The sequence below is a fragment of the Bacillus haikouensis genome (genome assembly GCF_013179555.1).
Taxonomy (GTDB): domain Bacteria; phylum Bacillota; class Bacilli; order Bacillales; family Bacillaceae_B; genus Rossellomorea; species Rossellomorea haikouensis_A.
On the sequence record NZ_JABMCR010000134.1, the window covers coordinates 1 to 11,757 of the forward strand.

The window sequence follows — 11,757 nt, forward strand, 5'->3', positions numbered from 1 at the left end:
TCTTCACCAAACAAATCGTGATCATCTTCTGGATTGACGAGCTCTGCGTGCTGAAGTGCAACATCCAGACTTGAGAGCAGAGTCGCACGATCGATATTGAATTCATCAAAGGCACCTGCCAAAACCAGATTCTCTAAAATCTTTCGGTTAATGATTTTCGATGAAACCCGCATACAGAAATCAAACAAATCATCAAAAGGCTTGTCATTTCTTACAGTGATGATTTCTTTTAGGGCCTGTGCCCCGATTCCTTTGATTGCACCTAAGCTGTAGCGGATCTTATCCTTCCCTTCTACTGAAAAAACAAATTGACTGCTATTGACTGAAGGGGGCAGAATCTGAATATCATATTGCTTCGCTTCCCGGATATACTGAGAGATTTTTGTTTCATTTCCAACTACCGATGTGAGAAGCGCAGATAAGAAGTATGCCGGATAATTGGCCTTTAAGTAGGCCAGCTGATAAGCAATCATACTGTATGCTACCGCATGGGACCTGTTGAAACCATAATCCGCAAACCGGACGATCAGATCATAGATGCCATTCGCCACTTCTGTAGTATAGCCTTTTTGAATCGACCCTTTTACAAAATGCTCCCTCTCTTGATCGAGCACATCTTTTTTCTTTTTCGAAACTGCTCTCCTTAACAAATCGGCTTCGCCAAGGGAGAACCCTGCCATTCTTGAAGCGATTTGCATGATCTGCTCCTGATAGACAATGACTCCGTATGTCATTTCCAGGATCGGCCTCAATTCAGGATGGGGATACTCTACGCTTTCCATCCCATGCTTCCTATTGATATAGGCTGGGATGTTTTCCATAGGTCCAGGTCTGTAGAGGGCATTGACAGCTACGATATCTTCAAAAGCAGAAGGCCTCAGTCTCGTCAAGACATTGCGCATCCCCTCTGATTCCAGCTGAAAAATGCCATTGGTCTGGCCGCTGCTCAGCAGCTCGAAGGTCTTTCGGTCATTTTGCGGTATGCTTTTGAGGGAAAATCGTTTATTTCTTCCTCTCCTGATGTTCGTTACGATTCTCTCTAAAATACTTAAGTTTCTCAGGCCGAGAAAGTCCATCTTTAACAATCCTATTTCTTCGAGGATATCCATCGAATATTGGGTAAGGTGGATTCCGGAAGCACTTCCCTGTATCGGGATCCACTGCACTAAGGGGTCCCCGCTGATCACAACACCGGCAGCATGGGTCGAAGTATGCCGCGGAAGTCCTTCCAGCTTTAGTGCTGTATCGAATAGCCTTCTATATAATTCATTATTCTCTATGAACTCTCGCAATCCTTTTGATTTGTTGAAAGCTTCTTTCAATGTAATGCCCAGTTGATTCGGCACCAGCTTCGATAGCTGCTCCTGCTCTTTCATATTCAAGCCGAAGACCCTTCCCGTATCTCTCAGTGCGGCCTTGGCCGCAAACGTACCGAATGTGATGATTTGAGCAACATGGAGAGATCCATATTTCCCTTCCACATACTCAATCACTTCATCCCTGCGGTGATCCGGAAAGTCGATATCAATATCCGGCATTGAAACCCTTTCCGGATTGAGGAAACGCTCAAACAATAATTGATGCTTGATCGGATCTACATCGGTGATACTGAGGGCATAGGAAACGAGTGACCCGGCTGCAGAACCCCTTCCCGGCCCCGTCAGGATATCTCTTTCCCTTGCAAACTTCATAAAGTCCCAGACGATGAGGAAGTAATCACTGAACCCCATCCTCCCGATGACTTCGAGTTCATAATCCAGACGTTCGAGATACTCAGGGGTAACTGCTTCAAGCTTTTCACTTAACCCTTTTTCACATAAATGTGTCAATTCGTGCTGAGCGCTTACTCCTTCGGGCAGAGGATATTTCGGAAGAAGCTGTTGATGAAATGGGAGCCGCACGGTACATTCGTCCGCAATCTTCAAAGTATTTTGAAGCTCTTCCACCTCTTCCGGAAAAAGCTCGACCATTTGCTCTTTCGACTTGAAATAGTACTCTTGCGTCTCCAGTACGACCCGGTCATCTTCTGAAAGTTTGACTCCATCCCTGATCGCATTCATGCATTCATGTGCAAAATGATCTTCCTGGTCCAAATACTGAACATTATTTGCCGCGACCATTTTCACAGAAGTTTCCCCGGCAGTTTTTTTAAGAAGGGGAATGAATGATTCTTCTGCTTTCAAACCGTGTTTTTGCAGACTTATGTAAAATGAATCCAGTCCAAACATATGTTGATACGTATGGATGGCTTCCTTCGCCTTATCTACTTCGTTATTTAATAGATGGGTTTCAATCTCTCCCCGGGGGCCAGGAGTGATGGCAATCAAGCCCTCACTGTAGGAATTAAGCCATTTGAGGGGAATCCCGTTCGAGGATTTGGCTCCGATCGCGCTCGATATCTTCAATAGATTCTGATATCCCCTATTATTCCTGCATAAAAGAACCAAAGGGAAGGAACGTTCATCATTGACCGCGACATCAGCCGTCAAACCAATGATCGGCTTGATGCCCTCCTTCATACACGCCTTATAAAAAGGAATGGCAGCATACATCATATTTCTATCCGTCAACGCCAAGGCTTTATAACCTAACTCTTTCGCTTTATGTACAAGTCCATTTATGGAGATTGTGCTGGAAAGTAAACTATAAGCGCTTGCTACTTGTAAATGAACAAACGACATATTATGCACACCCTTTAAGTTTAAATATACTTTCATTATAGGTAAGAAAACTAAAAAAAGAAAATATGTTCTCCCTCATATCCCGTCATCGAAACCCATATAGTTATCGTAAGTGAAGAAATGGACAGACTTGAGATGGAGATGATGAAATGGCGGAAGCCTTTTTTCCTGAATTGATTAAAAGTTTCTTTATCGCACTGGGTGTTTTACTGGGGGGATCATTATTGGGCGGATTCGCTTCCTTCGCGATGGGACAACCGTTATTTATCGAAATGAGACGATTATCTGATTTTCTCCGCATCTGGGCTATCATCGCGGCCATAGGGGGAACATTTGATACAGTATACAGCTTTGAAAAAGGATTCCTCAATGGCGAGACAAAAGAGTTATTCAAACAGTTTCTTTTGATACTTTCTGCATTAGGCGGGGCAAATACAGGAGCGATGATCATATCATGGCTTACCCAGGAGCACTTTCCATCATGAGAATCCCTCCTTTTTACCGGCTTCCTTCCTGGCAGCGTTTCTTTTCGGGAATGGTCGTAGGCGGCATCATCAGCTGGATGATCTTTATTTACATGTTCGGAGTGATGCACGAGAATCAAACCAAGCTGATTGAAGAACAGAAAAATGAAATCAGTAAATATAAAAACACCCTCACCTACTTGCAGGAGGAGTACAAACAGCTCAATGAAAAAAATGAAGACCAGCTGACCATACAGGAAGTAAAGATAAAAATATCGAACCCTACAAAAACAAAGGTTGAACTGCTGAGCATTCACGAAACCGAGGACAGGCTAAGCGAGGATCTGAGAAGCCTGCTCAATAAAGACCTGGAATCCGTCTATGGAAATCGGGATCTCATCAAGAAAATCATCGAAAATAAAACCGTGAAATTGAATGAGAAAAACTTCACGTTTAAAGTGCGGGAGATGTATTTCTGGACCACCACGCAAATCACATTGGAACTTGAGTATGAAGACTAAAGAAAAGCTCCCACAAAAAAATGGGAGCTTTCAATGATTAACTTAGTACTCCCTGCAAACCTGACGCAGGTCCCGCAGCACTTCCTCTTTCTCTTCCCAGGAATAAATCGAAGCCCCTGCCGCCAGCGGATGGCCGCCGCCGTTGTATTTTTTGGCTATCGTATTGATGACAGGTCCTTTCGAACGAAGGCGTACGCGAATCTGATCGTCTTCTTCTATAAAGAATACCCATGCCTTGATGCCTTTAACGTTTCCTAATGTACTCACCAGCAGTGATGCCTCCGAAGGGATCACCCCATGCTGTTCGAGGATCTCCCTGGACATGATCATCTGCCCGCATCCATCCTCATCCATGACAAAGTTTTGAAGAACGTAACCGTGAAGCTTCAGCACGGAAGGATCTACCTCATACATCTTATTGAAAAGGTCATTTCTATCAAATTCCAAGCGGATCAATTCTCCAGCGATATCAAATGTTTTCTGCGTAGTGCTCGGATAGAGGAATCTTCCCGTGTCACCGACGATGCCTGCAAACAGGAGGCGGGCAGCACGATCGGGAAGTACCAATCCTTTGTCCTTTCCGAATTGATAGAATTCATAGATCATCTCACTGACGGAACTGGCTGTCGTATCGATCCATAAATGGTCACCATAGGCATCTTCATTTGGATGATGGTCTATTTTGACCAGCTTATCCCCCAGTTTGTAGCGTCTGTCGCAGATGCGTTCTTCGTTGGCTGTATCACAGACGATGATCAGCGCTCCACCAAAAACTTCATCTTCGATGGAATCCAGGCGGTTAAGATAGTGAAGAGTTTCTTCCTCAAGACCTACAGCATAAACGTTTTTATCCGGAAAAGAAGCTTTCAACATTTCGGCAAGTCCTCCCTGTGAACCGTATGCATCGGGATCGGGACGGACGTGCCTGTGGATGATGATGGTGTCGTATTGTTTGATTAATTCCAGTATCTGCTCTTTCATAAGTATCTCCTTCTTCACGAAATTTTCATTTGGCAATCTGTTCTCTTACCTGTAAAATAGTAGCGAGAAAGCCAGCACTGGAGGACAATGATTATGTATTTTCTCGCGTTTTTTATTACACTAGCTTTTACCTTCTACATTTTCTATAAAGTCAAACAAGTCAGAAGCAACCGGCCTATGGAGAAGAAATGGCTGTCTGCCAAGGCAAGTATGGCTCTAGGCTTGTTCGTTGCTTTATTCGGCGTCAATCAGCTCGTCTTGTTCCCTGGTACCGTTACGTATATCGTTGGTGCCCTGTTCATATTGATCGGTTTGGGAAGCTGCTGGGCGGGCTACAAGCTATACAAGCATGTACTTCCTTATGCGGAACGGGAAGTAAAAGAATTGAACGGCAATTAAGGTTGCCTGGAAGACTGGGATGTTCATCTCAGTCTTTTTTTATAGCCTAATGCCTGTCGATCAATTGACAGATCATAAGCGATTTCCCGACAAGAACCCCTTCACTGTATACTTCGACATCCACCTTACCGAACTTTCTTCCGACATCAAGGACCTTCGGGTGAATTTCAAGCATGCTTTCCATCTGAACCGGCTTGATGAAGTAAATGGTCATGTTCTCGACAACCAGGTCACCTTTTTTATATGGCTTCAATACCCGGTTGGCTGCTTCGGTCATCAGAGTGGTGAAGACCCCGTAGGACATCGTGCCGAGACCGGTGGTCATTTGAGGGGTTACCGCGAAATGATAGATTTCCTTGTCTCCTTTTTTCTCGCCTGCTTCAACCCCGTTGCTGATTAAGTCATCGATCGTTTCTCCAACCTGCGGCTGTCTTTGAATCATTTGCAGAGCCTTCAGGACATCCTGTCTGGAAATGATCCCCTTAAGCTTGTTCTGTTCATTCACTACCGGCAGAACTTCGATCCCTTCCCAAATCATCATATGAGCAGCTGAGGCAACACTTGTCTTCGCACTGACCGTGATCGGATGTTTGGTCATGATTTTATCGATTCCGATATACTTTTCCTGACCCATTACATCTTTGGAGGTCACCATTCCATGTACTTTCAGATTCAGGTCGACAACCGGAAACCGGCTATGGAAGGTATATTGATTTTTTTCATACCAATCTTCAAGCGTATCGTTTACAAATAAATAAGCGGTATTGTCCACTTTCGTCAAAATATCTTCGACCAGGACGATTTCTTTTTTGATGAGCTGATCATAAATCGCCCGGTTGATCATCGCCGCTACTGTAAAGGTATCGTATGATGTGGAGATGATAGGCAGTTCAAGTTCATCTGCAAGCTTTTTCACGTGATCGTCTGCGTCGAATCCACCAGTGATCAGTACAGCCGCTCCAGCTCTCAACGCATGCTCATGTGCTTTGGTTCGATTTCCGACAATCAGGAGGTTGCCTGCTTCGGTATAACGCATCATCGCCTCGAGTTTCATTGCCCCGATGACAAATTTATTTAGCATCTTGTGGAGACCCGTTCTGCCTCCGAGAACTTGTCCATCAATGATGTTTACCACTTCGGCATATGTCAGCTTTTCTATATTTTCTTTTTTCTTCTGTTCGATCCGGATCGTTCCGACACGTTCGATGGTACTGACATAGCCTTTTATTTCCGCATCTTTAATCGCCCGATAAGCTGTTCCTTCACTAACACTCAATGCTTTTGCGATTTGGCGGACGGATATTTTTTCTCCGACAGGGAGGGAATCTATGTATTCTAAAATTTGTTCATGTTTGGTTGCCAAGCTTTTCACCCTTCTTGTATGCGTCCTGCTTAATAGTTTCATTATAATGTGAAAAGCTTGGGGTTTCAATTTTATCCGGGGATTGACGACTGTTCACTTTTTTCCCCTAAATGCCTCTGTTGATTTCCGTGGAAGACGTCGCTTTCCGCGGGCGGGCGGTGAGCCTCGCCGCTATAGCTCCTGCGGGGCCCCGCCTGCCTCGCTTCTCCCTCAGAAGTCTTCGTCTTCCGCCCCAATCAACAGCTGAACCAGAAAAAATGAAAAGATTCTTCGCCAGCTTGCCCGTCATCCAACCGAACGAATTCTTTTTTTCCTCGGTACCGCAACCTTTTCCCTGCTCCTTTTAGAGGCATTTAAAGGGCTGAAAAGAAGTGCAGCGAGGTTGCCTGCGATCACAAATGTTGCCAGGACGATCCAGCTGATCGCGAATATTCCTTCCAGCCCCCCGGCTTCGATTGATAATCGGGGAGCTGCATAGTATAGTAAAACACCCGTTATTAACAGACAAAGGATATAGCGTTGTTTTTTCATATGATTCCTCCTCTCATAAACTTGTTTCATATATATGCCGATAAGGACAAGATATTGTGTAAAAACTGAAAAAAGAGAGTGACGCATGGTCTCAACCACTTCTGTGCGTCACTCTCCCCGCGTTTAGTATTCGATTGATTCGCCCGCTGACATGACCTGTCCGGGACAGACGTCCAGCATGTCGACAAATTTATGCGGATCCTGCTTGATCGGCGGGAATGTATTGTAGTGAATCGGAACGACTTTCTTCGGTTTCAGGAATCGGGCTGCTTCTGCCGCATCTTCCGGTCCCATCGTGAAGTTATCACCGATCGGCAGGAATGCGAGGTCTATCGGATGACGTTCACCAATCAGCTTCATATCCGAAAATAATCCTGTATCCCCTGCATGGTAAATCGTTTTCCCTTCGATGAACAACAGCAGTCCTGCAGGCATACCCATATAGATGATTTCATTTCCATCCGTCATGAGTCCTGATCCGTGAAATGCCTGTGTCAACTTTACTTTTCCGAAATCAAATTCGTACGCTCCGCCTATATGCATGGGATGTGTTTTGACAAGTTTCCAGCTGAGATATGTCGCCAGTTCATGATTAGCGATCACAAGTGAATCATTCTTCTTGGCCAGTTCCACCGTATCCCCCACGTGATCATTATGACCGTGTGTCAGGATGATCACGTCCGGCTTTTCTTCCTCAACCTTAAGGTCTGTCAGTTCGTTTCCTGTAATGAAGGGGTCGATTAATATTGTTTTCCCATCCGTTTCAATTTTAACTACCGAGTGTCCATGATATGAAATCTTCATTGTATCTCCTCCTGCATGATCTATTATTGTATATAGTTTGATATACCCTATTTTTCTGTTTTTAAAAGTTGAACTACTAAATGAATTGTTGTTTGAATAACCTAGACCGTTCCTTTCCGCTGCAGGCACTTGCTTTCCGCGGGGAGGAAGTCGAGCCTCCTCGGCGTGCCTGTGGGGTCTCGACTTTTCCTCTATTTCCCGTCGGAGTCAAGTGCCTTCCGCTCCAATCCACTCTAGGCTTTTAAAGTAGTATTAAAAGCAAACAGCCCATCATTAAGTTTATCCATCCAGAAAAAACAGTATAAATTAAATGAGTATTTCTAAAAACATATAATTTTTGGTACGTTCTAGCTGTTGATTGACAGTGAAAAAACAAAAGCCGGCCCAGAGAGTTTTGTCTGCGGCCGGCTTAGGTGTATTAAAGTTGTTCCAGTTGTGTTCTTGTATCTGAGTAATCAAGTCCGTGTGCTTCAGCAACAGCTTGATATGTTACGTATCCGTTCAGGGTATTGATTCCTTTTAGAAGTGCTTCGTTATCCAGGCATGCTTTCTTGTAGCCTTTGGTAGCAATCTGGATTGCATAAGGCACGGTTACATTCGTCAATGCAATCGTGGATGTGCGCGGAACGGCACCAGGCATATTGGCAACGGCATAATGCACGACACCATGCTTTTCATATGTGGGATCATCATGGGTCGTGATGCGGTCCGTCGTTTCAAAGATACCGCCCTGGTCAATCGCAATATCCACTACAACCGATCCATGAGTCATCGATTTGATCATTTCTTCTGTTACAAGCTTAGGTGCTTTAGCTCCAGGAATAAGAACTGCTCCGATAACCAAATCTGCTTCTTTTACAGCTTGTTCAATATTAAGCGGATTTGACATCATTGTAGTGACATCACTTCCAAAGATATCATCAAGCTGACGTAATCGGTCAGGGTTTAAATCAAGGATTGTGACGTTAGCCCCTAAACCAACAGCCATTTTTGCAGCATTCGTTCCAGCAACCCCGCCTCCGATGATTGTCACTTTACTGCGGCGCACCCCAGGAACTCCTGATAGAAGAACTCCTTTTCCTCCATGGATCTTTTCGAGGAATTGAGCACCGATTTGAGTCGCCATGCGCCCTGCTACTTCACTCATAGGAGTCAGCAGTGGAAGCGCACGATTCACTTCAACTGTTTCGTAAGCAATCGCTACAACTTTATTGTCGATAAGAGCCTTAGTAAGTTCTGGCTCAGGTGCAAGATGTAAGTATGTAAATAAAATCAGACCGTCGCGGAAATAAGTATATTCGCTGGGCAGAGGTTCCTTTACCTTCATGACCATATCCATAGACCATGCTTCTGATGCAGATCCTACGATATGTCCACCTGCAGCAGTATAATCTTCATCTGTGAAACCTGAACCCAATCCTGCTCCAGCCTCAATGTAAACCTCATGTCCGAATTGAACGAGATTCACAACACCTGCAGGAGTCATCGCTACACGGTTTTCATTGTTTTTAATTTCCATTGGCACACCAATACGCATTTATGCCTACCTCCTAAATTCCACTATTGCTCATGCTGAGCATCACTTCATAAATATAACACTATTTCTATTTTATAGCTAAGAGAATTTCGCTTCTCTGTAAGCACTTACATTTTAACAAATATACGAGTAAATTTCTCTCTTTTCATGTAAAATTATTAATGTTTATTTCTTCGCTTTTTTGCAAAAATTCTTTAAAATTGAAAGAACGGAAAATCAACGTACAAAAGGAGACTATCATGGATAAACAACCAATGATCGAACGGCTTGGTCTCGAGCAGGTCTCCCCGGACCAAAAGACAACATCCTGGAAAGAATATTTCATCATTCAACTCGCCTTTTCGGTCAATGCCGGCAATTTCCTGATACCCGCTTTGGCGGTGCTCGAGGGCGGACTTTCATTTGCAGCGGCATTCACATGTACAGTTTTAGGGGCAATGGCGGCTTTTCTGTATGTATCTTTCCTGTCACTGCCGGGTTCCAGGTACGGACTGCCGGCACAATATGTTCAACGTACCCTGCTCGGCACGAAGCTGTCCATGCATATCGCCTCTCCCGTCCGGTCACTGACGTCTCTTTACTGGTTCAGTGTCCAAACGATCGGCGGGACATACGTCCTTTTGTCGATGGTGAAAAAACTGACAGGCGTGACCCTCCCGTTTGTCCCGCTCGCAGCTGGTCTTGCGATTATTATGACTTTGCTCGCTTTAGTGGGATTTCATGCAGTCAAGAAAGCGGCCAAGTACTTCATTCCGGTTCTTGTCGCGGGACAATTTACCATTCTTTATTTATTTGTGACTAATATGCCCGCCCAGAATGTTTTCACTCTGATCGATGGTGAAAAGGATGCTGGTGCAGCTGATTTCTTTTTTTATTCAAGTCTTATTTTCGTCCAATACGTCTCGGGTGTCAGCGCATCTTCCGATATCACGCGTTATAGCAAAAGCGGAGCCCACGGTTTTTGGGGGCTTTACGGTGGAAATGTCGCCGGATTCATGATGACCGCTTTATTAGGAGGACTGAGTGCAAGCTTATTTGGTAACCTGAATCCATTTGTAATGGCAAGTGAACTTACCTCTTCGCTTATTCTTTTACTCATCATCTCAGCATGCGCGATGGTGTCCATGATATCGATTAACCTTAGTAATGCGTATACAGGGGGATACAGCCTGCTGAATGCTTTACCCCGGATGACCCGGGTTCAAAGCGCGGCTGTCTTTGGGGCATCTGGCATCTTATTAAGCTGTATCCCTTCACTTGTACTTAATGCAGAGGGCTATATTTCATTCCTGGGCATTCTGATCATACCGATTTCAGCGATTGTGACAGCCGATTATCTGTTCGTTAAAAAAGGCAGACTGACCGAAAATTCTTTGCACAAACTTTTGAATGGGACTGCATCCTATAATAAAGAAGCTATATGGGTGCTGCCTGTCGGAATGATTGCTTATATGTTAATTCCCGATGACTTCTCTCCGGGATTTTCATCCTTCATTTTGACTTCAGCAGTATACGTGATAACGAAACGACGCCTGCATCCAGGACAACAATCAACTCCCCTTGAAAACAAGCTTGGATAGGAAAAGGCTGATCCTCTTATAGAATTGGATCAGCCTTTTTTCAAGCGATTACTGTTGGTTTTCACCGTGATCTTCATAAGTGTTGTAGTGTCCATTCTCAGTATCAATGACACCGCTTGTGTAGGAATTCATAATTTGCTGACTCACTTGTTCACTGCCTTGCTCATCATATTGGAACTGCTCTTTCGGATCCTTTTTCATCATTTTAAATCCCCCTATTCACTAATCATTCAATTTTATTATTCGATGTTTTGACATAAGCTATAAGTGGAAAAATGTAGTATGATGGATGTAAGGAGGGGATAACCAATGAGTTTAAAATATCAGAACATATTGGTAGCCGTCGATGGATCCAGAGAAGCTGAATGGGCATTCAAAAAAGCGATCGCCATCGCAAAACGTAATGATGCAACACTTTCACTGATTCATGTCATTGATACCCGTTCTTTTGCCGCCATTGAATCATATGACAGGACTGTTGGAGAAAGAGCGATCCGCTATGCGGAAGAACTTCTCCAGGAGTACAAAGCAATAGCAGCCAAAGCGGGGGTAACCAAAGTACAAACATATGTGGAATATGGCTCTCCCAAAGTGATCATCCCCAGAGAAGCGAATAAGAATATTGGTGCAGACCTGATCATCTGCGGCGCAACCGGCTTGAATGCCGTTGAACGTTTTCTGATTGGAAGTGTATCGGAACATATCACACGCGCTGCACATTGTGATGTGCTAGTGGTACGGACAGAGGAAACGGAAGAGTAAATTTGTAATGGGACATTATTTATCAAGACAGATATGGAATAACATTGCAGCATAAATACCAGTAAACTCACAGTAAGCTCTGAAATCGAGCTTACTGTCTTGCTTTATTTCATGGATAGGATGCTTCCAATTCG

12 protein-coding genes are annotated in these 11,757 nt (G+C 44.2%); 5 read left to right on the top strand and 7 right to left on the bottom strand.

Going from position 1 to position 11,757, the window contains the following annotated elements; translation table 11 throughout:
• Nucleotides 1-2,681: DNA polymerase III subunit alpha (dnaE, locus tag HP456_RS13525; RefSeq protein WP_172251933.1), on the bottom strand; the 2,681-nt coding region annotated here is incomplete at its 3' end.
• 149 nt (nt 2,682-2,830) lie between these two features.
• Between dnaE and ytrH the strand changes: the two genes are divergently transcribed.
• Complete coding sequence (gene ytrH, locus HP456_RS13530; protein WP_172251935.1) at nt 2,831-3,166, top strand: sporulation membrane protein YtrH; 336 nt, start codon at nt 2,831-2,833, stop codon at nt 3,164-3,166.
• Nucleotides 3,136-3,666, top strand: coding sequence for a sporulation membrane protein YtrI (gene ytrI, locus HP456_RS13535; protein ID WP_246289041.1), 531 nt, complete (start codon nt 3,136-3,138; stop codon nt 3,664-3,666). The genes ytrH and ytrI overlap by 31 nt, the downstream gene beginning before the upstream one ends.
• A gap of 42 nt (nt 3,667-3,708) precedes the next feature.
• Here ytrI and HP456_RS13540 read toward each other — a convergent pair whose 3' ends face one another.
• Entirely contained in the window at nt 3,709-4,647 is a 939-nt protein-coding gene (locus HP456_RS13540) for a DHH family phosphoesterase (RefSeq protein WP_172251937.1), read from the bottom strand.
• A 93-nt stretch (nt 4,648-4,740) separates the two neighbouring features.
• Here HP456_RS13540 and HP456_RS13545 point away from each other — a divergent pair, with 93 nt between their 5' ends.
• Nucleotides 4,741-5,046, top strand: coding sequence for a YtpI family protein (locus HP456_RS13545; RefSeq protein ID WP_172251939.1), 306 nt, complete (start codon nt 4,741-4,743; stop codon nt 5,044-5,046).
• Nucleotides 5,047-5,092: 46 nt separating this feature from the next.
• On the opposite strand, the gene HP456_RS13550 is transcribed toward HP456_RS13545, so the two are convergent.
• The 4 genes from HP456_RS13550 to ald all read right to left on the bottom strand — a co-directional run bounded on the left by HP456_RS13550 (nt 5,093) and on the right by ald (nt 9,281).
• Nucleotides 5,093-6,409: a CBS domain-containing protein gene (locus tag HP456_RS13550; RefSeq protein ID WP_172251947.1), complete on the bottom strand. Its 1,317-nt coding sequence runs from the start codon at nt 6,407-6,409 to the stop codon at nt 5,093-5,095.
• A 285-nt stretch (nt 6,410-6,694) separates the two neighbouring features.
• The gene (locus tag HP456_RS13555) at nt 6,695-6,940 is read right to left on the bottom strand and encodes a hypothetical protein (protein WP_172251949.1); all 246 of its coding nucleotides are present in this window, start codon (nt 6,938-6,940) and stop codon (nt 6,695-6,697) included.
• A gap of 123 nt (nt 6,941-7,063) precedes the next feature.
• Nucleotides 7,064-7,744, bottom strand: a complete 681-nt coding sequence (locus HP456_RS13560) for a metal-dependent hydrolase (protein WP_172251951.1) — start codon at nt 7,742-7,744, stop codon at nt 7,064-7,066.
• 418 nt (nt 7,745-8,162) lie between these two features.
• Nucleotides 8,163-9,281, bottom strand: a complete 1,119-nt coding sequence (ald, locus tag HP456_RS13565; protein ID WP_172251953.1) for an alanine dehydrogenase — start codon at nt 9,279-9,281, stop codon at nt 8,163-8,165.
• Between the two features lie 239 nt (nt 9,282-9,520).
• On the opposite strand from ald, the gene HP456_RS13570 reads away from it, so the two are divergent.
• The gene (locus HP456_RS13570; protein WP_172251955.1) at nt 9,521-10,861 is read left to right on the top strand and encodes a purine-cytosine permease family protein; all 1,341 of its coding nucleotides are present in this window, start codon (nt 9,521-9,523) and stop codon (nt 10,859-10,861) included.
• Nucleotides 10,862-10,909: 48 nt separating this feature from the next.
• Here the strand turns inward: HP456_RS13570 and HP456_RS13575 are convergent, their stop codons facing one another.
• Complete coding sequence (locus tag HP456_RS13575; protein WP_172251957.1) at nt 10,910-11,065, bottom strand: hypothetical protein; 156 nt, start codon at nt 11,063-11,065, stop codon at nt 10,910-10,912.
• Between the two features lie 105 nt (nt 11,066-11,170).
• Between HP456_RS13575 and HP456_RS13580 the strand changes: the two genes are divergently transcribed.
• The gene (locus HP456_RS13580; protein ID WP_172251959.1) at nt 11,171-11,623 is read left to right on the top strand and encodes a universal stress protein; all 453 of its coding nucleotides are present in this window, start codon (nt 11,171-11,173) and stop codon (nt 11,621-11,623) included.
• Nucleotides 11,624-11,757 lie beyond the last annotated feature (134 nt).